Genomic DNA, 23,765 nt, shown 5'->3' with positions numbered 1-23,765 from the left:
AGTGCCCAAGGTGTTTGGCTTTGCCGGATTTTCCGGCGTGGGTAAAACCACATTGATTGAACAGCTCTTGCCCATTCTGATTGGTGAGGGAGTTCGGGTGTCTGTCATCAAACATGCGCACCATGATTTTGACATTGACCGGCCGGGTAAAGACTCCTACAGACATCGCGAGACAGGTGCCTACGAAGTACTGATTACCGCCAACAAACGTTGGGTGTTGATGCACGAGCTGCGCGACGAAGCGGAGCCCACACTCGAGGATCAACTTGAAAAATTGTCGCCCTGTGACTTGGTCATTGTTGAGGGATTCAAGCGGGCGGATATTCCCAAAATTGAAATTTGGCGCGAGGCCAATGGAAAGCCCATGTTGTATCCTCAAGATCCGAATATTATTGCTGTGGCCTGCGACACCGAAATTGAGTGCCGCGGTTTGCCCATTCTTCCCTTGAATGACCCAGCTTCGATTGCGCAATTCATCTTGAAACGGTTCGTGAATGATTGATTTGAATGACTTGCTTGAGCAGGTGTGGCCCATGGCCACCCAGCAGGCAGTACCGACTGAATCTGTCAGTTTGAACAACGCCCTTGGCCGGGTGTTGGCACAGGATGTTTTTTCCAGTTTGAATGTGCCGCAACATGACAATAGCGGCATGGATGGTTACGCGGTTTGTTGCACTGATATTCAACCATCCCGGCGTTTTCAGATTTCCCAACGTGTGCCCGCAGGTGCTTCTCCCCAACCCTTGCAGCCTGGCACTGTGGCTCGAATCTTTACCGGCGCACCAATTCCTCCCGGCGCGGATTCCGTGGTAATGCAGGAAGACGTGGTGGTGAATGACGATGGCAGCGTCACATTCAGCGCTTTGCCAAAATCAGGGCAATGGATACGGCGCGCAGGTGAAGACATTGCAAGTGGGCAGGTAGTGCTGTCCCAAGGCACACGACTCGATGCCATTCATGTGGGCTTGCTTGCGTCCATTGGTGTACCCACCGTGTCGGTCAACAGGCGCTTGAAAGTAGGTGTAATGGTTACTGGCAGTGAGCTTCAAAGCCCAGGTCAGCTTTTACAGCCGGGTCAAATCTACAATTCCAATGAGTATGTGTGGTGCGGTCTTCTTGAAGCCATGCACGCCGATGTGCGCTCGGTAGGTATTGTTCCCGACAACTTTGAGGCCACATGTGCTGCGCTTGAATCCCTGGCCGATTGTGATGCCGTAATCAGCTCGGGCGGTGTGTCGGTGGGTGAGGAGGACCATGTGAAACCTGCGATCGAAAAAGTGGGTCAACTGCGGTCATGGAAAGTGGCCATGAAGCCGGGCAAGCCGATTGCATTTGGCCACATCAATCGACAAGATGGCGGGCAAAGCTGGTTTTTTGGCTTGCCAGGCAACCCTGTTTCCAGTGCAGTGGCTTTTCAACTGATCGTGAAGCCTTTTTTGAGTTTGCTGGAAGGACAAGGTCTCGCGGAGGTGGATTGGCGCTTGCGCACGAGAAAAGTTCAGGCTGCGTTTACCTGGCCCACACCTGATTCTCGCCGCGAGGAGTTTTTGCGGGCGGATGTACAATCGGACAAGGCGAGTTTGTTTGCAAACCAAAGTTCTGGGGTATTAACCTCGCTGGCCAGATCCAGCGGCCTGGTCAGGCTGGCCAAAGGGCAGCAGGTAAACCCGGGTGATTGGGTCGATTACGTGTCGTATCAGGATTTGATGAAATGAAAGTAAAAGTGCGGTTTTTCGCCAGTTTGAAAGAACAGTTTGGGCAGGATAGCCTTGAGGTAAACTCGGCATTTTCGCCTGCAACTGTGGGTGGTTTGCGCACCCATTTGTGTGCGCAGTACCCGGATTTTGCCAAGGCTGTTTCAGAAGTCGGGCGTTTGCGTGCGGCGGTGAACCAAGACATGGCCGACGACGAAACCCCGGTGGGCGAGCAGGCTGAGGTTGCCTTTTTCCCGCCTGTGACAGGGGGTTGAAATGAAACGCTCCAAGGTAATGGTTCAAGAAAATGACTTTGACGTGGCTGAGGAAATTCGGTGGCTTCGCCAGGGTTTGCCCGAAATTGGTGCAGTGGCCACTTTTATTGGCACTGTGCGTGACATCAACGACAACAGTACCGTAAGAGCCATGACGCTGGAACATTATCCGGGCATGACAGAAAAAGCACTCGAGAATATTCTGAAGGTGGTTGACGGGCGGTTCGAAATCACCTCTGCCACGATTATCCACCGCGTAGGCCTCCTGTATCCCGAAGATCAAATCGTGTTTGCCGCAGCCACCAGCGAGCACCGTCAGCAGGCGTTTCTTGCTTGTGAATTCATCATGGATTATTTGAAAACCGAGGCTCCTTTCTGGAAAAAAGAAGACACACCCGAAGGCGCGCGCTGGGTGTCTGCCCGTGACAGTGACGACACTGCCAAAGAGCGCTGGGAGCAAACGCAGTGAATGCGCTTAGTGCACTGGCTGTGTTTGTTGGGGCCGGCCTGGGTGGGGTGGGGCGGTATGGGCTTGGTATTTTGTTGGCCCAACCCGCCTGGTTGCCCTTTGCTGTAGGTACGCTTGCAGTGAATTTGATAGGTGGCTTTTTGGCTGGAGCACTGTTTGCAACCGTGGGGTCAGCGTGGCTGAAGTCCAACCCCTTGGGATTGTTTCTCATGACAGGCGTGTTGGGTGGCCTTACCACCTTCTCGGCTTTCACCGCCGAAGGCGCTAATCTGCTATTGGACAAGCCCTTGCTAGCCCTGGGTCACGCCCTCGTTCATGTGCTGGGGTGTTTGGCTGCATTCTTTATGGCAGGAAAGTTATTTGGTCTTTTCGGGCAATAAATCCGCTTCTTACGCGGCTTAATGTTGTTCCCAAGGCAGCCCGTGAAAACGCCAGCCATTGATGCTTGAGCGCTGGTGAAAGTCATTCTTGTCACCTTCAAATCCTTCCAGCACATTGATTGCATACTCAAAACCGTGCTTGGCCGCCAAAGTGGCCGCGTGGTGCGATCTGGCCCCGCTTCGGCAGATGAAAAGCACTGGTTGGTGTTTTTCAACCCGTGCCTCAATTTGGGCAATGAAATCGGCATTGCGTATTCCGTCGGGATAATTGTTCCACTCGACGTGGAACGACCGGTCTTCCGAAAAACTCACTTGTCCAACCCAGTCCAGCTCGGCATCGGTTCGCACATCGATCAACACAGCGTTTTCATCGGTATTCAGCAACTCCCAAGCCTCTTTTGGGGTTAGCGCGCCCAAATAGCCCAGCCCTTTTTCGGAGGCGTATTGTTTGGCCAGTTCGATTAACTGTTCTGAAGTGGATGTCATGAACGTGGAGATGCAAATGATTGGTTGATGAGTGTATTGTAATACAAGCATTCGATCGATTAGGCTAAATACTAATTTGCACCGCTGTGGTGCATGTTGCACAAATATGGTGCAAAAGTTGGAAAGGTGATTCAAAGGAAGTCGCCTGAAACCTTGATTTGGGGTTACTCACTTCTTGGTATGGTCTTTGCTTTATCCCTCCACGTTGAAGATTGAATTCGCGCTGAGCGTCATATATAGCGGCATCGAACGTGCTATTGTTTCGCTTAAATCAAAGAGTTCAACTCCGAATTTTTTTAGACCACTATTCCACCTCACGTACCAGGAGATTTTCAATGGCGACCGCCCAAGATGTAATGAAGATGGTTGCGGAAAATGAAGTGAAGTTTATTGACTTCCGCTTCACCGACACCAAAGGCAAAGAACAGCACGTGTCTGTGCCAGTTAAGATGTTTGACGACGACAAGTTCGAGTCTGGCCACGCATTTGATGGCTCTTCCATCGCCGGCTGGAAAGGCATTGAAGCCTCTGACATGTTGTTGATGCCCGATCCTGATACAGCTCGCATGGATCCTTTCCGTGAAGAGCCCACCCTGATTTTGACTTGCGACGTAATCGAGCCAACTGACGGCAAGGGTTACGACCGCGACCCACGTTCCATCGCACGTCGCGCTGAAGCCTACTTGAAGTCCTCTGGCCTGGGCGACACTGCCTACTTCGGTCCAGAACCCGAATTTTTCATTTTCGACAGCATCACCTGGGGTGATGAAATGTCGGGCTGTTTCTTCAAGATCAAGTCTGAAGAAGCTTCATGGTCTACCGGTATTGACTACGAACACGGCAACCTGGGCCACCGTCCCACTGTGAAAGGTGGCTACTTCCCCGTGTCCCCAACCGACTCTTTCCAGGACATTCGTTCTGAAATGTGTCTGTTGCTGGAACAGCAGGGCGTACCCGTTGAAGTGCACCACCACGAAGTGGCTGGCGCTGGTCAAAACGAAATCGGTACCATGTTCTCTACGCTGACCAAGCGTGCGGACTGGACACAAATTCTGAAGTACACCGTGTGGAACGTGGCTGCCAGCTATGGCAAAACAGCCACTTTCATGCCCAAGCCAATGTGGGGCGACAACGGTTCAGGCATGCACGTTCACCAATCAGTCTGGAAAGACGGCGTGAACCTGTTTGCTGGCAACGGCTACGCAGGCCTGTCTGATTTCGCCCTGTACTACATCGGCGGTATCATCAAGCACGCTCGTGCCTTGAACGCGATCACCAACCCATCTACCAACTCCTACAAGCGTTTGGTGCCTGGTTACGAAGCACCGGTGAAGTTGGCTTATTCCGCCAAGAACCGCTCCGCGTCCATCCGCATTCCACACGTGGCCAATCCAAAAGGCCGCCGCATTGAAGCGCGCTTCCCCGATCCCATGGCCAACCCTTACCTGGCATTCTCTGCCTTGTTGATGGCTGGTCTGGACGGTGTTCAGAACAAGATCCACCCAGGTGAAGCAGCAACCAAGAACCTGTATGACTTGCCTCCAGAAGAGGACGCATTGGTGCCAACCGTGTGCCACAGCCTGGAACAGGCTTTGGAAGCTCTGCAAGCTGACAACGAGTTCTTGACTCGTGGTGGCGTGTTCAGCAAGGAAATGATTGATGCTTACATCGAACTGAAGATGGAAGAAGTTCAGCGCATGCGCATGACTCCACACCCCATCGAATACGACATGTACTACGGCCTGTAATCCAGACTGTACGCATTAATCGAATGTGAAAGTGGCCCTGTACTGATCAAGTGCAGGGCCATTTTTTATTTTCGGTTGTTTGTAAAGAACCTACCCCGTCTGGTATCAGCACTCGCCTTCAATGGGGAGGGGCTACTGCAGGGGATCAAGTATCATGAAAGTCGTCCGGAATTTTGTAGAGATGCAATCATGGTGAAGTCAAGCGTAATTCAATATTCACTGATCGTCCTGGTGTTGGGGCTTGCTGCCGCACCCAAGGTACAAGCCTTGGGAACCGAGATGTTTGTGTGCACAGGTACAGACGGTGTTCGAACCTATCAAAATTCCGACGGTGGCGACGGCTGCGTGCCTTTGAATCTGAATCCTATTACCGTGGTGCCAGCCCCGCGTTCAGCCTCGAAAAGTGGTGGAATTTCCGAGCCTGCCTCGGGGGGGAGTTCAGGTCGACGTGCCACGGCGGCTTATGACAATCGCTCAGCTGCTGACTTCAATGCGAAGGACGATCGCATGAAAATTCTGCAGGAAGAATTGCGCATTGAAGAAAGCAAGTTGAAGTCTTTGCAAGACGAATACAAAAATGGGCAGCCTGATCGTTTGGGCAATGAAAAAAATTATCAAAAATATCTGGACCGGGTTTCGCGCCTAGAGCAGGAAATCATGGTGACCAATGACAATATTGAAATACTTAAAACTGAATTGATTCGGTTGTCAAAATAGTGTTTTTGAAACCGGCCGCATCGCCATGAGGATGAAGTGAAAAAAGAACGGTTTCAAGGTCTGGAGTTGTTGGCCACTGCGGTGGTGGTAAGTAATCCAGAGGGTGTAGTGCTATACGCCAACTTGTCTGCAGAAACATTGCTGGAAGTATCCAGGCGCAGCCTGGATGGGCAGGCACTGGCAGCCTTGTTCGTCGAGGCCAGTGCATTTCGGGAGTTTCTCAACAAATCCCACGCCGATCCCTTCGGCGTGAAGCGGCAGGTATTCGAGTTGATTAGACCCAGCGGCACTTCCGAGCATGTTCACGTTACGCTGTCTTGTCCCGATGGTGCCAACGGAGTAACCATCATTGAACTGCGTGAAATTGAGCAGCAGTTGAAAGTTGACCGTGAGGCCCGGATGATGGACCAGTCTCTGGCCAACAAAGAACTGATCCGCAATTTGGCGCATGAAATCAAAAATCCTCTGGGAGGTATTCGTGGCGCAGCCCAATTGCTTGAAATTGAACTGCCTTCGCCTGAACTGAAAGAATACACACAGGTGGTGATCAAGGAGTCGGATCGTCTGCAAACCTTGGTTGATCGCCTGCTTGCTCCGCACCGTAAACCCCACATTGTGTCCATGATGAATATTCATGAAGTGTGCGAGCGTGTGCGTTCGGTGATTTTGGCTGAGCACCCCAAGGGCTTGAAATTCATTCGAGACTACGACATTTCGATCCCCGAGTTCTTGGGCGATCTGGAGCAGCTCATTCAGGCAATCCTGAATATAGTGCGCAATGCTGCACAAGCTTTGGCACCTCAAATCGCCGAAGGCACTGCGCAAATAACGCTATGCACCAGAGTGGTGCGTAGGGTAACCTTAAACCGCAAGCAACACAGGCTGGCATTAGACTTGCAAGTGATCGACAACGGACCCGGCATACCTGCTGAGATCATGGAAAGAATTTTTTTCCCGCTGGTTTCTGGGCGTGAGGGCGGCAGTGGTTTGGGCTTAACGCTGGCCCAAACTTTCGTGCAACAACACGAAGGCATTATTGAATGCAGCTCCACACCGGGAAGAACACTTTTCAAAGTCACATTGCCGCTGCAGTTTGATCACGCTACCAGCTGAGCGGTTTTAAGGAACCACAATTAATGCGTCCAATTTGGGTTGTTGATGATGACCACTCCATTCGTTGGGTCTTGCAAAAAGCAATTTCCCGCGAAGGTATTCCTTGCGAAATTTTTTCTTCAGCCGCCGAAGTATTAGAACGACTTGAAACCGAAGTACCCCAAGTACTGGTTTCGGACATACGCATGCCGGGGCAAAGCGGACTCACGTTGTTGTCCAAGGTGCGAGAGCTTCAGCCCGATTTGCCCGTCATTATCATGACGGCTTACTCCGACCTTGACAGCGCGGTGTCTGCCTTCCAGGGGGGCGCGTTCGAGTACCTGCCCAAACCCTTCGACATTGAGAAAGCGGTTGAGTTGATTTTGCGCGCAGTGCGTGAATCTCAAACCGAAGAATTTGTTGAAGAAGCCGATTCCAGTGCGCCAGAAATTCTGGGCCAAGCGCCTGCCATGCAAGAAGTTTTTCGCGCGATTGGCCGTTTGTCCCAGTCCAATGTCACGGTACTGATCACCGGCGAGAGCGGGGCCGGCAAAGAGCTAGTCGCCCGTGCCCTGCACCGCCATAGCCCGCGCGCTTCAAAACCTTTTATCGCACTGAATACGGCAGCCATTCCCAAAGACCTGCTTGAATCCGAGTTGTTTGGCCACGAGCGCGGTTCTTTCACAGGTGCGCAAGCTCAACGACAAGGCCGGTTTGAGCAGGCCGAGGGTGGAACCCTGTTTCTCGATGAAATTGGTGACATGCCTGCCGAATTGCAAACCCGCCTGTTGAGGGTTTTGTCGGACGGGCATTTTTACCGTGTTGGCGGGCAACAGCCCATCAAGGCCAATGTGCGGGTAATCGCAGCCACGCACCAAAATCTGGATGAACGCGTCAAGCTTGGCATGTTCAGGGAAGACCTGTACCACCGTTTGAACGTGATTCGTCTTCGCTTGCCACCACTGCGGGAACGTCAGGAAGACATTCCCATTCTTGCCAAGCATTTTTTGAATGTGTCTGCCCGGGAATTGGGTACCGAAACCAAGCGTCTGTCCGATTCAGCCATTCGAATCATCAGTGAATTTCCATTCCCAGGTAATGTGCGCCAGCTGGAAAACGTGTGCCGCTGGATCACCGTAATGGCACCTGCCCAACTGGTTGAGGCACGTGACTTACCCCCAGAGCTGAAGGCATTCCAGAATGGTGGTGCCAATGCACTGGAGAAAATGGCGGGGAATTCCCCAAGCCCCAATCTTTGGCTTGCCGAAAGTGGCTCGGTATTGCCTGCAACAGGTACACCGGCTTTGCAGACCAGTTCGGGCATGTCCGCTGGCAAGTATCCAGTAGATACGGCTTCAACCGATGCTTTCTCCAATCCGCCCGTACCGGCAGGCAGCGCCAGCTGGCTGGAGCTGCTTTTTATTGAGGCCGAGAAAGCCCTGGAAAGCGGACAGCCTGATGTAATGGACGCATTGACTGCACAGTTTGAAACCACCATGATTCAAGCGGCTTTGAAAGCCACCCATGGCAAGCGGATTGAGGCAGCCCAGCGTTTGGGAATAGGGCGCAACACCATTACCCGGAAAATTCAGGACCTGAATATTGATGTCAAAGACATTGATTGAAAGTGTTTGAAGCGCCCAAAAAAAAGCCTCTGCATGCAGAGGCTTTTTTGTTGTACCCGACGGGGTGAATTACATGTTCTTGACCTGAAACTTCTTCAGAATATTGGACAGGTCAGTGGCCACTCCCTTCAGGCCAGACACTGCATTGGACGCACGGCGAGCCATGTCCAAATTGCCTTCCGAAAGCTGGGCAACCACTTCAACCTGGTGACCAATACTTTCCGAGGCCTGGTTTTGCTCAAGCAGCGCCGCGTGAATGTTTTCAACCGAGTGGGCCACAGCCGAAGAATCGGCTGTGATCTGGTTCATGGCCTGGCCTGCGCGGTCTACAAGCTCAACACCTTTTTTCACGCTTTCTACAGCCATGTCCATGTTGTTAACGGCCACGCCAGAGCTGTTTTGAATGGCCTCAATCATGCCGTGAATATCGTCGGTCGACTTGCGAGTGCGCTCTGCCAGCTTGCGCACTTCATCGGCCACCACCGAGAAACCACGACCCTGTTCACCCGCACGAGCAGCTTCAATGGCTGCATTCAAGGCCAGAAGGTTGGTTTGTTCAGCTATGCCTTTGATAATCAGAGCGATTTCAGAAATTTCCCGGGATTGTTCGCCGAGTTGTTGAATCACATCGGCTGTGCCTTGCACATTCTGTGAAATTTTATGCATTTGTTGAGTGGCGGAATTAATCGCACCCAAACCATCGTCTGCCAACTGGCGTGCCTTGTTGCTTACATCTTTGGCTTCAGTGGCCGATTCGCCCACGCTGGAAATTGAGGAAGACATTTCCTCAACCGCAGCCGCCATGCCTGAAGCCGCATCGCTACCAGAAGCGGCGCCTTTGCTGAGCTCTTCACTGGTTTGAACCAGGTCCTCAGATGCCTCTTGAACCTGGTCGGTGCTGCGTTTTACGGCACCCAAGGCTTGTTCCATGCTTTCGGCCATGCGGTTCATGCTGCGGGCCAACAGGCTGATTTCGTTTTTGGTGGCCACGCTGCCGTTGGTAACTTCATCGCTGGCACGTGCAGTCATGTCACCGTTGCCCAGTTTCAAAGCCAAAGCGGTCAGTACCTTGGTTGAGCTGGTCAAACGGCTTGTGACCCAGTAGAGGGCAAGCGCGATGATGGCAGAGGCAATCAGACCCATGATTACCATCATGCCCGACATGGCGTAAATCGTACTGAACATCTCGGAGGTAAGTGCGGGTGCGACAATCGCTGCACCGCCCCACTGGGGTACTTTGGTGAATGCCACAAACTCGCTGCGGTTTTCACCTGATTTTGGATCGTTCCAGCTAATTTGGGTAATGCCGCTGTCTTCTTTTGTAATCTTGTCGAGCAGGCCTTGCAAATCAGATTCTTTGGCAGCCAGTTCTTTGAACTCATCACCTTTGAATTGTGAGTGAATCATCACTTTGCCTGCATTCGCACCCGTGGTGTACAGCACATAGGGGATGCCGGTTTCACCAATGCGCGTGCTCAACACCGCGTTTTGTACATCGGCAAACAGGTTGGTCATGTCAAAGCCAATGTACAGCACCAAATCATGTTGACCATTTGTGCTTTTAATCGGCAAGTACTTCGACATGTAGCGCTTACCGAATAACAGCGCCTCACCCACGTAGGTTTCGCCTTTAATTATCTTGGCGTAGCTGGGGTGGCTTCGATCCAGCTTGGTGCCTACTGCACGGTCACCATTTTCCTTTTTCAGGCTGGTTGAAATTCTCAGGTAGTCGTCACCCGTGCGAACAAACACGGTTGCTATGCCGCCTGTCATTTTTGTGAAATTGTCCACCACACCGTAGTTGCCGGTAATGAAGGTGGAGTCCAGGGTTACCATGGGCCCGTCAATTTCAGGTGTAATCGAAATCTGCTGTTCAGGGTCAACCAGCAACTCGCCGTTGAACTCAATCTCAAACAACTCTGCCAATTGCGTTACAGAACTTTCTGACAGCTTGTAGGCAATGTCCATGGTTTGTCGCAAACCCTCGGCCTGGGTAGATACGGCGCGTTCGGTTCGGGCTGTGGCTGCATTGAAGGTGTACGCGGCCGTAATGCCGACCAGGCTCAATACAATCAGGGCCACCAAAGCGGCGCTGGTAAAGCTGATCTGTTTGGAAAGGGGCAGAGTCTTTAGGTTCATGGTGCGAAGCGATTGGGAAGGTTATGAACAGCTTCGATCATCGCATTGCCTACCCCGTACTAATTGCCTAATTAGAGGGGTAAATCGCCTGTTTTACCGAGGTGTTCCCCCTTTTGAAGGGGGGTGAGTAGTGGCTATCTTGAGAGGGTTGCCACGGCAGGGGCATGGTCCGAGGGTTTTTCCCATTTGCGCGGTGCGCGGTCAATCACACTGGCAGTGCAATGTTCGGCCAAAGGTTTTGACAGCAAAACATGGTCGATTCGCAAGCCCTTGTTCTTTTGAAAACCCAACATGCGGTAATCCCACCAGGAAAAGGTTTTCTCGGCCTGCTCAAACAGCCGGAAGCTATCAACCAAACCCAAGCCCAGCAGTGTATTGAAGCGAGTGCGCTCATCATCCGAGCACAGCACTTGGCCCGCCCAAGCCTTGGGGTCATGCACATCACGGTCGTCGGGGGCGATGTTGTAATCACCTACCAAGGCCAGTTTTGGGTATTTGGCCAACCAGGTCTCACAGTCTTTCAGCAAGGCATCAAGCCAGGCTTTCTTGTATTCGAACTTGTCAGACCCAACTTCAGCGCCGTTCACCACATAGGCGCTGATGAATCGTAAATCACCAAAGGTGGCTGCAATGACGCGCTTTTGCTCATCGGGAAAGCTTGGCAGGTTCACCTGCACATCTACCGGTTCAGGCATGGTGGCTTTCTTGTACAGAATGGCCACACCGTTGTAGGTTTTCTGGCCAGCAAATACCGCACCGTACCCGGCAGCTTCTAGTTCAGCCACGGGAAAATTGTCGTCGGTCAGTTTCAACTCTTGCAGGCCCAGCAAATCGACAGGGTTGGTCTCAAGCCATTGCAACAGATGTGGAAGGCGCACCTTGAGCGAGTTCACGTTCCAGGTGGCCAGTTGAATGCTTGTTGCTGCTTGGTCTGTCATTACGCTGCCTGCCTGTTGTCGACCATGCCCGTGTGGCGAAGCAGGGCGTCAATACTGGGCTCGCGGCCACGGAAGGCTTTGAACGATTCAGCCGCAGGGCGGCTGCCGCCCACCGATAAAATCTCTTCGAGAAACTTTTTGCCGGTTTCCGGGCTGACTACACCGTTTTCTTCGAACATGGCAAAAGCATCGGCCGACAAGACTTCAGCCCATTTGTAGCTGTAGTAACCCGCTGCATAACCACCCGCGAAAATATGGCTGAACGAATTGGGGAAGCGGTTGTAGGCTGGCGGGACCAGCACTGCCACTTCTTTGCGTACTTGGGCCAGCAGTTCGAGAATATTTGCTTCGCTGTGCGGGTCAAATTCGGTGTGCACAAGCATGTCAAACAGCGAGAACTCGATTTGACGCAGTGTTTGCAGACCGCTCTGGAAATTCTTTGCGGCTACCATTTTGTCAAACAGGGCCTTGGGCATGGGTTCGCCTGTGGTTTCATGTGCGGTGAGCGATTCAACCACACTCCATTCCCAGGCAAAGTTTTCCATGAATTGAGAGGGCAATTCTACCGCATCCCATTCCACGCCGTTGATGCCGGCTACATCCAGTTCATCCACGCGGGTCAACATGTGGTGAATGCCGTGCCCGAATTCATGGAACAGGGTTTGCACGTCGTCATGTGCCAATTGGGCCGCCTTGCCTGCTGCCGGTTTGGTGTAGTTACAGGTTAGGTAGGCCACGGGTGTTTGCACACCTTGCTCGGTGCGCTTGCGGCCGCGGGCGTCGTCCATCCAGGCGCCTGAGCGTTTGCTGGCGCGCGCATAGGGGTCCAGGTAGAAATGCGCAATGGCTTTGCCTTCTTTTTGTACTTCAAAGAAGCGCACATCCGGGTGCCAGGTGTCGGCTTGGGCTTTCACTATCTGCACACTGAACAATTTTTCTGTCAGCTTGAACAGACCCTCCAGCACGCGGTCCTCCTGAAAGTACTGGCGTACTTCCAGATCACTGAAGGCGTATTTTTTTTCTTTCAGCTTTTCGGAGGCATAGCTCATGTCCCAGCTTTGAAGATCGTCCATACCCAACTCGGTTTTGGCAAATGCTTTGATTTCTTCGAGATCACGCAGCGCGAATGGCTTGGCTTTCACCGCCAGTTCCCGCAGAAAATTGACCACTTCGTCGGGTGTGTTGGCCATTTTCGGGACCAAGCTCAGTTCACCAAAATTCTTGTAACCCAGCATTTGGGCTTCCTCAAGGCGAAGTTGCAGCAGTTCGCGAATCAGGGCTGTATTGTCCAGTTCGGCCGGGCCAAATTCGGAGGCTCGTTTGGCATAGGCTTCATAAAGTGTTTCACGCAATTCACGCTTCTCGGCGTACTGCAACACTGGAAAATAAGAGGGAAACTGCAAAGTAAATTTGTAGCCTTCCTTGCCTTCCGATTTTGCAAGTTCCTCGGCCGCTTGCACCGCATATTCAGGAATGCCTGCCAAATCAGCTTTGTCGGTCACGATCAATTCAAAGGCATTGGTGGCGTCCAGCACATTCTCGGAAAACTTGGCCGTTATGGCGGCCTGACGGTCTTGAATTTCCGCGTAACGTGGCTTTTGGTCAGCTGGCAATTCAGCGCCACCCAACTTGAAACCACGGATTGAATTGGCCAATACCTTCAGGCGTGCCGGCGTGAATTGTTTGGCTGCATCGCTTTGCTCAACGGCCTTGTAAATTGCATAAAGGCGCTCGTCTTGCCCAACCATGGTCCAGAACTCGGTGGTTTTGGGCAGGCAAGCGTTGTAGGCTGCGCGCAGCGCTTCGGTGTCCGCCACAGAATGCAAATGCCCAACCACGCCCCAGGCTCGGCTCAGTTGTTCACAGGCGATGTCGAGCGGTAACAGGGTTTCTTCCCAAGTGGCGTGTTCAGGTGCAGTGCTGGCTGTCACTTCCAGCTGTTTTTTTGCCGCAGCAAGCAGCGTGTCAATGGCGGGTTCCACGTGCTCGGTTTTGATGTCCGAAAAACGGGGCAGTCCGGAAAAGTCGAGTAGGGGATTGTTCGTGTCCATTTTCATGCTCATGGTCTTGGGGTCCTGCTAAAAAATTCTGAAAGGCTGCGCTTATAAGCTACGTTCTACCGCTTCAATCGTGTTTTGCAACAGCATGGTGATGGTCATGGGGCCAACACCACCGGGCACTGGCGTAATCCAGCCAGCCACTTCTTTGGCCGAATCAAAATCAACATCGCCGCACAGCTTGCCATCCGGCAAGCGGTTGATACCTACATCGATCACGACAGCACCCGGTTTGATCATGTCGCCTGTAATCATATTGGGGCGACCCACCGCAACTACAAGTACATCTGCGCGTTGGCAATGGGATTTCAGATCTTTGGTTTTGCTGTTGCACAAGGTTACTGTGGCGCCTTGCTGCAGCAACAACATCGCCTGTGGCTTACCCACAATGTTGCTGGCACCAATTACAACTGCCTCTGCGCCTCGCAATTCGATGCCTGTCAACTCAAGCATTTTCATGACACCATAAGGCGTGCAGGGGCGAAACAGCGGTTTGCCGGTCATCAACAAACCAGCATTGCTGATATGAAAGCCATCGACGTCTTTCTCTGCACTGATGGATTCAATGACCAGGTGGGAGTCCAAGTGTTTTGGCAAGGGCAATTGCACCAAAATGCCGTGAATGGTGGGGTCATCATTCAGTTGTTCAACCAAACCGACCAGTGCGTCCTGGCTGGTGTTCTCGGGCATGCGGTGCATCACCGATTTAAAGCCGGCTTTTTCACAGGCTGAAACCTTGTTGCGCACGTAAACCTGCGACGCTGGGTCTTCCCCCACCAGCACTACCGCCAAACCTGGCTGATGGCCAAGGGCTGTCAATTCAGCAGCACGTTTGGCAATTGTTTCTCGAATGGAGGCGGCCAGTTCGGTTCCGCTGATGATTTGTGCAGACATGATTAAATGAGTTCGAAAATTTGAAATGGTTCAATTGAACAAGGCCCAGCAGCAGATTTCTGGCGGGCCTTGTTGGTGGTGTTCAGGGTTGTGCCAGTTCCGGTGATTTGCGCAAGGCGATTTTCAGCAAATCAGCCACGGTGGTCACTTGCAGCTTGTCCATGATGTTGGCGCGGTGCGCTTCCACGGTTTTAATGCTGATGTTCAGGTCGTCTGCAATTTGCTTGTTCAGGCGACCCGATACGATTCTCTCCAGTACTTGCAATTCACGTGTGGTCAGTTTCGAGTAAAGTTTGTTGATTTGTTCATCAAGCTTGGCGGTTTGGGCAAGCTCGTGGGCCAAGCGCATGTGCTGGTGAATCAGGTCTTTGATCTTGCCTTCATCAAACGGTTTTTCCAGAAAATCAACCGCACCGTTTTTCATGGTTTCCACTGCCAGTGTTACATCGCCATGGCCGGTGATGAAAACGATGGGGATGGGAATGCCGCGTTCATTCAGTGTTTTTTGCACTTCAAGGCCTGAAAGCTTGGGCATGCGAATGTCCAGCAGCAACACACAGGGTTGTGGCCACACCAATTGCTCAAGAAACAACTCGGGGTCTGCATAGGTTTTCACCTGATAGCCCTCGGTTTCGATAAGCCATTGGAGCGAGTCGCGTACCGCCTCGTCGTCGTCCACGATGAACACGGTTTCTTGCATTTCGGTGGGGCGTGGCTGAGTGTGGAGCATTGGCTTTATTCCATAACAGGTGGATTGATGTGCGCAAGCACCGAGTCTTCGGCCAGTGGCAGCGTGAACTTGAAAACACTGCCCTGACCTTGCGCGGGTTCTACCCACAATTGGCCTTGATGATACTCAATAATAGTACGACAGATGTTCAAGCCCATGCCCATTCCATCGGATTTGGTGGTGAAAAACGATTCAAACAGCCGTTGGCGAATTTCTTCGGGCACCCCCACGCCGTGATCTCGAACCTCAACCAAGGCAAACTGGGCCGACTGACCCACCTGAATCTCGATTAACTTTTGCTCCGGTGGCAGATGGCCCATGGCCTCCAGGCCGTTCTTGATCAGGTTCATCAATACTTGCTCGATCAGCACCGGGTCAGCCACTACCGACATCAGTGCATCGGGCAGGTTCATCTCAATCCGGGCCGATTGGTGTTTGGCCTCCAGGCGGGAAAAGCTGATGGCATCCTCAATAATTTTACCGATGGGGCAGGGTCCGCGTTTGGGTTCCTGTTGTTTCACGAATTCCCGAATTCGGCGAATCACATCACCAGCACGCTGGGCCTGTACATTTACCTTTTCAAGCACCGGCAGCAGGTCCTCGGGGCTGACCTTGCCCGCTTTCAGCCGGGTCACGCTGCCCATGTTGTAATTTGAAATGGCGGCCAGCGGCTGGTTGATTTCATGGGCCAGCGAAGAGGCCAGTTCGCCAAGGGTGATCAAACGAGACGTAAATTGCAGTTTTTCCTGTTGCTGACGCGACATGTCTTCCGCTTCCTTGCGTGAGGAAATATCGGTGGCCACCTGCATTACCACGGTTGCACCATCTACCCATGAAATGGATCGTCGCCGAACTTCGTACCAGCGCTGCGACACTGGATTAAGCCACTCGAATGGCTCATACAGATTGACCCGGTTGCGGCGGTTTTTTGACATGCGCGGCGGCGTGGCCTTGCCAAACCACTCCCTGTGTAGCCTGTTCACGAAAATATATTCATCGGGTCCGGCTTCCGGGCCCTGAACGCACACAGCTGCATCAAGTTCTTCAAGAATACGAACAAAGCGCCGGTGGGCAGCAGCTAGTTCGTCACGAATTCGGCGTGGCTCGGTGATGTCGGTCATCGAGGTCATCCAGCCGCTTTGCTGCCCATCGCTGTCAACCAGTGGCGACACATACATGCGTGCGTCAAACACGCTGCCGTCGCGTCTGCGCACTTGCACCTCGATGCCTTTTTGTGGCGCATTGCCTGACAGAATCAAATCCAGGTTGGTCTGCTGTTCTTCGTAGGACCTGTCAGGCCAATATGGAAATGGAGGAGCCATGCCCACCAGCTCCGATTCCTTGTAGCCGGTCATCCTGCAAAAGGCCGGGTTCACATAGGTGATACGGCCTTGCATGTCGATGGCCCGCATGCCGGTAACCACCGAGTTTTCCATGGCCCGTCGAAACTTGGTTTCCGCCAGCAATCGTTTCTCAGCCTGGCTGCGAAGTTTCGCATGCCGAAACAGCAGGATAAAACTCCATACAATTACCAGTGAAAGCCCAAACACCGCCCAGGCCAACATGTTGGAAAACAACTCGGTGTTGGTTTTGTATAGCACAGCTCGCAGTTTCAGCCCATGGCCAGGCGGATCTAGCGGAACCTCATGGCTCAACTTTGCATTGTCGATTGACCTGCTCACATTCGAGGCAACTGGATTGCCGCCACCGTCTACGATGCTGACCAAATAAAGCTGCACGAATGAGTTAGGTACCGCATCGTTCAGCAACGCACCCAAAGGAATGGTCGCCGCCACCGTGCCAATGAAATCTCCCCGGCTGAAAATGGGGCTGTGAACTTCAATGAACACCTTGCCGGAAGGATCCAGAAATGGCCTTGAGAACACAGGCAATCTGGTTTCCCTGGCGGTGTTGAATGCCCAATAACTTTCGGCATCTTCAATGGTTTGGTAAAGGGGGTGGAGTACTTCGGATGAGCGCAAACTGGGCAATGCCAAGTTGGTCACCCGTCTTTCCTCGTCAATGATCAGCACGCTGCTGACCTCTTGAAACTCATTTAACAGCGCCTGGGCGGAGAAACGAAAACCTTCAACATCACTGCTGTTTTGCTCAAACCCTCGAGCGATCTGGTTCAGTCGTTCCTGTGAGGCCAATAAACGGGTACGAATGGTTTGACGGGCCAGTTCCACATCACGAATGACGCGCAGTTGCGTTTGATTCTGATCCTCGGAATGCAGAGTGTAGAAAAAGGCGCCCATGGCAAGCAAAAACAGGATGATGCCCACCAGCGGGGTGGCCCAAACCAAAGGGCTTGTACGGGGTTGATCGCTGAGGCGCACGGTCGAATAGGTCTCGAATCCTGATAATGACTGAAGTGTACAAAACAAGCGGGCAAGTGGGTGGACTGGATTCAGGTGGATTCGGGAAAATCCTTAGATATTCCACAATATGAAAACTCAAATCATAATTTGAAACTTTATGAATTAGGTGTGATACTCTAATATCAACAGGAAATACAGCCACAAGCTCGTACTTCTGCAAAAGAACCCAGAGACCCAAGGAGGAAGCAATGTCAGCGCAACTCAATTTCCCCGGATCGGACGATCCCGATTTCCAAGAAACCCAAGAATGGCTAGATGCCCTGGAGGCCGTGCTTGAACGTGAAGGCCCCGAGCGTGCGCATTACTTGCTTGAACAACTGATTGCCAAAGCGCGCCTGAGTGGCGCGTTTATTCCGTTTTCGGCCAACACCGAATATGTGAACACCATCCCTGTGCACCTTGAAACCCGCTGCCCGGGCAATATGGAATACGAAGAACGTCTTCGCTCCTGGATGCGCTGGAATGCCATGGCCATGGTGGTGCGCGCCAACAAGAAAAGCCCGCCCGATGGCGGTGACCTGGGTGGTCACATTGCGTCATTCGCGTCTCTTGCCACCATGCTGGGTGTGGGTTTCAACCACTTCTGGCATGCTGAAGATGAAAACCACGGTGGCGACCTGTTGTACCTTCAGGGTCATGTATCACCCGGTATTTACGCACGCGCTTTCCTTGAGGGGCGTTTGACTGAAGACCAATTGAATAACTTCCGTCAGGAAGTGGATGGCAAAGGCCTTTCCAGTTACCCGCACCCCAAGTTGATGCCCGATTTCTGGCAGTTCCCGACAGTGTCCATGGGCCTTGGCCCCTTGATGGGTATTTATCAGGCCCGTTTCCTGAAGTACCTGCATGCCCGCGGCATTTGCGACACGTCCAAGCGCAAAGTCTGGGTGTTCTGTGGCGACGGTGAAATGGACGAGCCCGAATCGCTGGGTGCGATCGGCATGGCCGCGCGTGAAAAGCTGGACAACCTGGTGTTCGTGGTGAACTGTAACCTTCAGCGCCTGGATGGCCCGGTACGCGGCAACGGCAAGATCATTCAGGAATTGGAGGGTGAATTCCGCGGCTCAGGCTGGAACGTGTTGAAGGTGATCTGGGGCGGCTACTGGGACGAATTGTTGGCCCGCGACAAAGACGGCCTGATGCGCAAAGTGATGCTGGAAATGGTCGATGGTGAATACCAGAACTGCAAGGCCAACGATGGTGCTTACGTGCGCAAGAACTTCTTTGGCAAGCACCCCAAGTTGCTGGAAATGGTTGCCCGCATGACTGACGAAGACATCTGGCGCTTGAACCGTGGTGGCCACGACCCGCACAAAGTACATGCCGCATACGATGCCGCCATGAAACACGAGGGGCAGCCGACCGTAATCTTGGCGAAAACCGTAAAAGGTTTTGGTATGGGCAAAGTGGGTCAGGGCAAGAACACCACCCACCAGCAGAAGAAACTGGATATTCAGTCGATCAAGGAATTCCGCGATCGTTTCAATATTCCTGTGTCCGACGACATTATTGAAGATGTGCCTTTCTACAAGCCCGCCGACGACGCGCCAGAAATCAAATACCTGCATGAACGTCGTCAAGCCTTGGGCGGTTACCTGCCCAAGCGCCGCCGGGAGGCTGATGAAAAGCTGAAAGTACCTGGCCTGGATGCATTCGAAGCTGTGCTGGAACCCACCAAGGAAGGCCGTGAAATTTCAACCACACAAGCATTTGTGCGTGTGTTGACCGCATTGGTGCGCGACAAGGAAATCGGCCAGCGCATTGTGCCGATTGTTCCTGATGAAGCCCGCACATTTGGTATGGAAGGCATGTTCCGCCAGTTGGGTATTTATTCTTCACAGGGCCAGTTGTACGAGCCTGTCGACAAAGACCAGGTGATGTACTACCGCGAAGACAAGGCTGGCCAAATTCTGGAAGAGGGCATTAACGAAGCAGGCGCATTCAGTTCCTGGATTGCAGCGGCCACATCGTATTCCACGAACAACCGCGTGATGATTCCTTTCTACATTTACTACTCCATGTTTGGCTTCCAGCGTGTGGGCGATTTGGCCTGGGCTGCGGGCGATATGCAGGCGCGTGGTTTCTTGCTGGGTGGCACTGCCGGCCGCACGACACTGAATGGCGAGGGTTTGCAGCACGAAGATGGTCACAGCCACATTTTGTCTTCGACCATTCCAAACTGTGTCAGCTATGACCCCACCTTTGCCCATGAGCTGGCTGTGATCATTCAGCACGGCTTGAAGCGCATGGTTGAAGACCAGGAAAACGTGTTCTATTACCTCACCGTGATGAACGAGAACTACGCACAGCCTGGCCTGAAAAAGGGCACCGAAGAGGGCATTCTGAAAGGCATGTATGTTTGCCGCGAGTCCGCCCTGAAGAAGGCTGGCAAGAAGCGTGTTCAACTGTTGGGCTCGGGCACCATTTTGCGTGAATCGCTGGAAGCGGCAGAATTGCTTGAAAAAGACTGGGGTGTTGCTGCTGATGTTTGGTCAGTCACCAGCTTCACTGAGCTGCGCCGTGAAGGTCTGGATGTAGAACGTGAAAACATGCTGCATCCCGAGCAGAAGTCCAAGCAAAGTTATGTTGAAAAAATGTTGGCCAAAACTGAAGGACCGATTGTGGCTTCAACCGACTACATGAAGTTGTTTGCTGACCAAATTCGCCCATTCATGCCCAAGGGCCGTGAGTACAAAGTTCTGGGCACTGATGGCTTTGGTCGTTCCGATTTCCGCTCCAAGTTGCGTGAGCATTTTGAGGTAAACCGTCATTTCGTAACCGTTGCTGCACTGAAGGCCTTGGCCGATCAGGGCGACATTCCACTGAGCACCGTGGGTGAAGCAATCAAGAAATACGGCATCAACCCCAACAAGCCCAACCCAGCCTACGCATAAAAAGGACGATCGAAATGACAATCGAAATCAAAGTACCCGACATCGGCGATTTTGACGGGGTGGAAATTATTGAAGTGCTGGTCAAGGCAGGCGACACCGTGGCGGCGGAGCAATCCATCATCACTGTTGAATCTGACAAAGCCAGTATGGAAATTCCATGCCCCCAAGCCGGCGTGGTGAAAGAAATGAAAGTAAAAATTGGTGACAAGGTGAAAGAGGGTACCTTGATGCTGATTCTTGAACCTGCTGGAGAGGGTGCGGCTGCGGCGGCGCCCAAGGCAGAGGAAGCACCCAAAGTCGAAGCTCCGAAAGCCGAATCAGCACCCGCAGCAGCCCCTGCTGTGGAGACAAAGGTTGCAACCACGACTGCACCTGCTGCGGCCTCTGCGCCTGTGCCCGCTGAACCACACAACCCAACTGCTGCGTCGGTGAACGCGCCGCACGCAAGCCCGTCGGTTCGCAAATTCGCGCGTGAATTGGGTGTGAATTTAACCACTGTGCAGGGCACAGGCCCGAAAGGCCGTATTACGCCTGATGACGTTCGCAACTTCGTGAAAGCGGCCGTTGCCCGTGTGGGTTCTGCTTCCGCTGGCGCATCCAAAGGCGGCAGTGGTGTTGGCCTCGATTTGTTGCCATGGCCCAAAGTCGATTTCACAAAATTTGGTGAAGTTGAAGAACAGGAGCTTTCACGCATCAAGAAATTGTCTGGTCCGAACCTGCACCGCAACTGGGTCATGATTCCGCATGTGACCCAGTTCGACGAAGCCGACATTACTGATCTTGAACAATTCCGCAAAGACACCAATACCGCGCTGGCCAAGCAAGGCGTGAAGCTGACCATGTTGGCTTTCGTGATGAAGGCTTGTGTGGCAGTGCTGAAAAAGTACCCCGCCTTCAACGCCTCGCTGAATGAAGCGGACGACAAATTGATTGTGAAGAAGTACTGGAACATTGGTTTTGCTGCCGATACGCCAAATGGTTTGGTGGTGCCAGTTATCAAGGGTGTAGACCAGAAAGGCTTCGCACAAATTGCCAATGAACTTGGCGAATTGTCAGCGCAGGCTCGTGACGGCAAGTTGAAAGGCGCTGATATGCAAGGCGCCACGTTTACAGTGTCGTCGCTGGGCGGTGTGGGCGGAACCATGTTCACGCCAATTATCAATGCACCTGAGGTGGCTATTTTGGGCTTGTCCAAATCGGCCATGAAGCCGGTCTGGAACGGCAAGGAATTTGAGCCCCGCCTGATGTTGCCACTTAGCCTTAGCTACGACCATCGAGTGATCGACGGTGCCATGGCGGCCCGATTTACCACCGAGCTTGCCGGCGTGTTGGCCGACATGCGCAAAGTGCTGTTGTAAGGGGATGAACACATGAAACTGATCGTTCCTGATATCGGTGATTTTGATTCCGTAGAAATTATTGAAGTGTTGGTCAAAGTTGGCGACAAGGTGAGCAAAGAGCAATCCTTGATCACTGTGGAGTCTGACAAGGCCAGCATGGAAATTCCGGCCTCTGACGATGGTGTGGTCACCAAGCTGCTCGTGAAGGTGGGCGACAAGGTGTCCAAAGGCAGTGAGATTTGTGAAATCAGCGGTGGTGCTGCATCTTCAGCCGCACCCGCCGCACCAGTTGCAGCGGACTCCAAACCAGCCGCTGCTGCTGAAAGCAAGTCGGCCACATCAACACCCGTGGCAGCTCCACCCGTCGCCTTGGCAGGCCCTGCCAGCAGTTACAGCGGCCAAGTTGATCACACTTGCGACGTGCTGGTGTTGGGCGCGGGCCCCGGCGGTTATTCAGCTGCATTTCGCAGCGCTGACCTTGGCATGAACACCATTCTGGTTGAACGCTACAGCACCCTGGGTGGTGTGTGTCTGAATGTGGGCTGTATCCCTTCCAAAGCACTGTTGCACACGGCACAGGTGTTGGAAGAAGCGCAGCACATGGGCGAACACGGCATTGCCTTTGCCAAGCCGAAAATTGATCTTGATCAATTGCGCGCACACAAAGCGGGTGTAGTCGGCAAGCTGACTGGTGGTTTGGCTGGCATGGCCAAGGGCCGCAAAGTAAAAACCGTGCAGGGCGTGGGCAGCTTTCTCAGTGCCAATCACCTTGAGGTGTCATTGGCCGATGGCAGCAAGCAGGTTATTCAGTTCAACAAGGCAATTATTGCCGCAGGTTCACAGCCGGTGCATTTGCCTTTCATCCCGCAAGATCCGCGCATTGTAGATTCGACCGGCGCACTGGAGTTGCCATTCATTCCCAAGCGTATGCTAATTATTGGCGGTGGCATTATTGGCCTTGAAATGGCCACTGTGTATTCTGCGCTGGGTGCTCGCCTCGATGTGGTTGAAATGCTGGATGGCCTGATGCAGGGTGCAGATCGCGACCTGGTGAAAGTTTGGCAAAAGCGCAATGCACCGCGGTTCGACAACATCATGCTAAAAACCAAAACCGTGGGCGTTGAAGCCACGAAGAAGGGCATTCTGGTGACATTCGAAGGCGAACAGGCCCCGAAAGAGCCCCAGCTTTATGACATGGTGCTGGTGTCTGTCGGGCGCACACCCAATGGCAAGAAAATTGGCGCCGAGAAAGCGGGTGTTGCAGTCACCGACCGCGGCTTCATTCCAGTGGACAAGCAAATGCGGACCAACGTGTCCAATATTTTCGCGATCGGCGATGTGGTGGGGCAACCCATGTTGGCGCACAAGGCTGTGCATGAAGCCCATGTTGCTGCCGAGGCCGCTGCGGATGAAAAAGCGTTTTTCGATGCACGGGTTATTCCAAGTGTGGCCTACACGCACCCCGAGGTGGCTTGGGTTGGTCTTACTGAGGACCAAGCCAAAGACCAGGGCATTAAAGTGGGCAAGGCAGTATTCCCATGGGCGGCCTCTGGCCGTGCAATCGCCAACAACGCCGACGATGGCTTCACCAAACTGTTGTTTGATGAAGAAACCAAGCGTGTAGTGGGCGGCGGCATTGTGGGCATGAATGCCGGTGATTTGATCGGTGAAGTGTGCCTTGCCGTTGAAATGGGTGCCGACGCTGTTGACATTGGTAAAACCATTCACCCACACCCCACCTTGTGTGAAAGCGTGGGCATGGCTGCTGAAGTTTACAAAGGCGTGTGTACCGATTTGCCCGCCCAGAAAAAGAAGTAATTATTACGACTTTGCCGTAAAGCCCGGAAAAACCAACTGCTTGCAGTTGGTTTTTTCCATTTGTGAGTCACTTCTACCTTTAAAATAC

General features: G+C 52.8%; 19 protein-coding genes. 12 read left to right on the top strand and 7 right to left on the bottom strand.

Going from position 1 to position 23,765, the window contains the following annotated elements:
* Position 1: 1 nt before the first annotated feature.
* The 5 genes from mobB to B4C79_RS12920 are packed head-to-tail and all read left to right on the top strand — an operon-like array spanning position 2 to position 2,818.
* Positions 2 to 502, top strand: a complete 501-nt coding sequence (mobB, locus tag B4C79_RS12940; RefSeq protein ID WP_291741030.1) for a molybdopterin-guanine dinucleotide biosynthesis protein B — start codon at positions 2 to 4, stop codon at positions 500 to 502.
* Complete coding sequence (gene glp / locus B4C79_RS12935) at positions 495 to 1,715, top strand: gephyrin-like molybdotransferase Glp (protein WP_291741028.1); 1,221 nt, start codon at positions 495 to 497, stop codon at positions 1,713 to 1,715. The genes mobB and glp overlap by 8 nt, the downstream gene beginning before the upstream one ends.
* Positions 1,712 to 1,969 carry a molybdopterin converting factor subunit 1 gene (gene moaD, locus B4C79_RS12930; RefSeq protein ID WP_171098666.1) on the top strand — a complete coding sequence of 86 codons (258 nt, stop codon included), beginning with the start codon at positions 1,712 to 1,714 and terminating at the stop codon, positions 1,967 to 1,969. The genes glp and moaD overlap by 4 nt, the downstream gene beginning before the upstream one ends.
* Position 1,970: 1 nt before the next feature.
* Complete coding sequence (gene moaE, locus B4C79_RS12925; RefSeq protein ID WP_291741026.1) at positions 1,971 to 2,438, top strand: molybdopterin synthase catalytic subunit MoaE; 468 nt, start codon at positions 1,971 to 1,973, stop codon at positions 2,436 to 2,438.
* Positions 2,435 to 2,818, top strand: coding sequence for a fluoride efflux transporter FluC (locus B4C79_RS12920; RefSeq protein ID WP_171098670.1), 384 nt, complete (start codon positions 2,435 to 2,437; stop codon positions 2,816 to 2,818). Before moaE ends, B4C79_RS12920 begins: the two co-directional genes overlap by 4 nt.
* A gap of 18 nt (positions 2,819 to 2,836) precedes the next feature.
* On the opposite strand, the gene B4C79_RS12915 is transcribed toward B4C79_RS12920, so the two are convergent.
* The gene (locus B4C79_RS12915; protein ID WP_171098671.1) at positions 2,837 to 3,304 is read right to left on the bottom strand and encodes a rhodanese-like domain-containing protein; all 468 of its coding nucleotides are present in this window, start codon (positions 3,302 to 3,304) and stop codon (positions 2,837 to 2,839) included.
* 335 nt (positions 3,305 to 3,639) lie between these two features.
* On the opposite strand from B4C79_RS12915, the gene glnA reads away from it, so the two are divergent.
* The 4 genes from glnA (at position 3,640) to ntrC (ending at position 8,486) form a co-directional block, all read left to right on the top strand.
* Complete coding sequence (glnA, locus tag B4C79_RS12910) at positions 3,640 to 5,052, top strand: type I glutamate--ammonia ligase (protein ID WP_105028857.1); 1,413 nt, start codon at positions 3,640 to 3,642, stop codon at positions 5,050 to 5,052.
* Between the two features lie 189 nt (positions 5,053 to 5,241).
* A complete protein-coding gene (locus B4C79_RS12905) occupies positions 5,242 to 5,769 on the top strand; it encodes a DUF4124 domain-containing protein (RefSeq protein WP_171098674.1) in 528 nt (175 codons plus the stop codon).
* 36 nt (positions 5,770 to 5,805) lie between these two features.
* Positions 5,806 to 6,882 carry a nitrogen regulation protein NR(II) gene (glnL, locus tag B4C79_RS12900; protein ID WP_105028859.1) on the top strand — a complete coding sequence of 359 codons (1,077 nt, stop codon included), beginning with the start codon at positions 5,806 to 5,808 and terminating at the stop codon, positions 6,880 to 6,882.
* Positions 6,883 to 6,905: 23 nt separating this feature from the next.
* Positions 6,906 to 8,486, top strand: coding sequence for a nitrogen regulation protein NR(I) (ntrC, locus tag B4C79_RS12895; protein WP_291739522.1), 1,581 nt, complete (start codon positions 6,906 to 6,908; stop codon positions 8,484 to 8,486).
* Positions 8,487 to 8,555: 69 nt separating this feature from the next.
* Here ntrC and B4C79_RS12890 read toward each other — a convergent pair whose 3' ends face one another.
* The 6 genes from B4C79_RS12890 to B4C79_RS12865 all read right to left on the bottom strand — a co-directional run bounded on the left by B4C79_RS12890 (position 8,556) and on the right by B4C79_RS12865 (position 17,583).
* On the bottom strand, positions 8,556 to 10,625 hold the full coding sequence (locus B4C79_RS12890) for a methyl-accepting chemotaxis protein (RefSeq protein ID WP_171098678.1): 2,070 nt from the start codon (positions 10,623 to 10,625) through the stop codon (positions 8,556 to 8,558).
* A gap of 134 nt (positions 10,626 to 10,759) precedes the next feature.
* Positions 10,760 to 11,563, bottom strand: a complete 804-nt coding sequence (gene xth, locus B4C79_RS12885) for an exodeoxyribonuclease III (RefSeq protein WP_291739523.1) — start codon at positions 11,561 to 11,563, stop codon at positions 10,760 to 10,762.
* A complete protein-coding gene (locus B4C79_RS12880; RefSeq protein ID WP_171098680.1) occupies positions 11,563 to 13,626 on the bottom strand; it encodes a M3 family metallopeptidase in 2,064 nt (687 codons plus the stop codon). The genes xth and B4C79_RS12880 overlap by 1 nt, the downstream gene beginning before the upstream one ends.
* A 39-nt stretch (positions 13,627 to 13,665) precedes the next feature.
* Positions 13,666 to 14,514 (bottom strand): bifunctional methylenetetrahydrofolate dehydrogenase/methenyltetrahydrofolate cyclohydrolase FolD, encoded by an 849-nt coding sequence (folD, locus tag B4C79_RS12875; RefSeq protein ID WP_291739524.1) that lies wholly within the window; start codon positions 14,512 to 14,514, stop codon positions 13,666 to 13,668.
* An 82-nt stretch (positions 14,515 to 14,596) separates the two neighbouring features.
* Positions 14,597 to 15,244, bottom strand: a complete 648-nt coding sequence (locus B4C79_RS12870; protein WP_168426952.1) for a response regulator transcription factor — start codon at positions 15,242 to 15,244, stop codon at positions 14,597 to 14,599.
* Positions 15,245 to 15,249: 5 nt separating this feature from the next.
* Positions 15,250 to 17,583 (bottom strand): PAS domain-containing sensor histidine kinase, encoded by a 2,334-nt coding sequence (locus tag B4C79_RS12865; protein WP_105028863.1) that lies wholly within the window; start codon positions 17,581 to 17,583, stop codon positions 15,250 to 15,252.
* Positions 17,584 to 17,813: 230 nt separating this feature from the next.
* Between B4C79_RS12865 and aceE the strand changes: the two genes are divergently transcribed.
* From aceE to lpdA, 3 genes are read left to right on the top strand one after another with little or no spacing between them, the layout of a single operon-like run.
* Positions 17,814 to 20,519 carry a pyruvate dehydrogenase (acetyl-transferring), homodimeric type gene (gene aceE / locus B4C79_RS12860; protein WP_171098684.1) on the top strand — a complete coding sequence of 902 codons (2,706 nt, stop codon included), beginning with the start codon at positions 17,814 to 17,816 and terminating at the stop codon, positions 20,517 to 20,519.
* Positions 20,520 to 20,533: 14 nt separating this feature from the next.
* Positions 20,534 to 21,877, top strand: coding sequence for a dihydrolipoyllysine-residue acetyltransferase (aceF, locus tag B4C79_RS12855; RefSeq protein ID WP_291743003.1), 1,344 nt, complete (start codon positions 20,534 to 20,536; stop codon positions 21,875 to 21,877).
* A 12-nt stretch (positions 21,878 to 21,889) separates the two neighbouring features.
* The gene (gene lpdA, locus B4C79_RS12850; RefSeq protein ID WP_291752127.1) at positions 21,890 to 23,677 is read left to right on the top strand and encodes a dihydrolipoyl dehydrogenase; all 1,788 of its coding nucleotides are present in this window, start codon (positions 21,890 to 21,892) and stop codon (positions 23,675 to 23,677) included.
* The last annotated feature ends 88 nt before the right edge of the window (positions 23,678 to 23,765 follow it).

Source organism: Limnobacter sp. UBA7229 (assembly GCF_002473065.1).
Taxonomy (GTDB): Bacteria; Pseudomonadota; Gammaproteobacteria; order Burkholderiales; family Burkholderiaceae_B; genus Limnobacter; species Limnobacter profundi.
The sequence above is the reverse complement of the archived record's forward strand: the minus strand, read 5'-3'. Positions and strand labels throughout refer to the sequence as shown.

Excerpts from the sequence above, each read along its gene's own strand:
- glp (WP_291741028.1), top strand. The coding sequence starts at position 495 with ATGATTGATTTGAATGACTTGCTTGAGCAGGTGTGGCCCATGGCCACC.
- moaD (WP_171098666.1), top strand. The coding sequence starts at position 1,712 with ATGAAAGTAAAAGTGCGGTTTTTCGCCAGTTTGAAAGAACAGTTTGGG.
- moaE (WP_291741026.1), top strand. The coding sequence starts at position 1,971 with ATGAAACGCTCCAAGGTAATGGTTCAAGAAAATGACTTTGACGTGGCT.
- B4C79_RS12915 (WP_171098671.1), bottom strand. The coding sequence starts at position 3,304 with ATGACATCCACTTCAGAACAGTTAATCGAACTGGCCAAACAATACGCC.
- glnA (WP_105028857.1), top strand. The coding sequence starts at position 3,640 with ATGGCGACCGCCCAAGATGTAATGAAGATGGTTGCGGAAAATGAAGTG.
- B4C79_RS12905 (WP_171098674.1), top strand. The coding sequence starts at position 5,242 with ATGGTGAAGTCAAGCGTAATTCAATATTCACTGATCGTCCTGGTGTTG.
- ntrC (WP_291739522.1), top strand. The coding sequence starts at position 6,906 with ATGCGTCCAATTTGGGTTGTTGATGATGACCACTCCATTCGTTGGGTC.
- B4C79_RS12890 (WP_171098678.1), bottom strand. The coding sequence starts at position 10,625 with ATGAACCTAAAGACTCTGCCCCTTTCCAAACAGATCAGCTTTACCAGC.
- xth (WP_291739523.1), bottom strand. The coding sequence starts at position 11,563 with ATGACAGACCAAGCAGCAACAAGCATTCAACTGGCCACCTGGAACGTG.
- B4C79_RS12880 (WP_171098680.1), bottom strand. The coding sequence starts at position 13,626 with ATGAGCATGAAAATGGACACGAACAATCCCCTACTCGACTTTTCCGGA.
- folD (WP_291739524.1), bottom strand. The coding sequence starts at position 14,514 with ATGTCTGCACAAATCATCAGCGGAACCGAACTGGCCGCCTCCATTCGA.
- B4C79_RS12870 (WP_168426952.1), bottom strand. The coding sequence starts at position 15,244 with ATGCTCCACACTCAGCCACGCCCCACCGAAATGCAAGAAACCGTGTTC.
- aceE (WP_171098684.1), top strand. The coding sequence starts at position 17,814 with ATGTCAGCGCAACTCAATTTCCCCGGATCGGACGATCCCGATTTCCAA.
- aceF (WP_291743003.1), top strand. The coding sequence starts at position 20,534 with ATGACAATCGAAATCAAAGTACCCGACATCGGCGATTTTGACGGGGTG.
- lpdA (WP_291752127.1), top strand. The coding sequence starts at position 21,890 with ATGAAACTGATCGTTCCTGATATCGGTGATTTTGATTCCGTAGAAATT.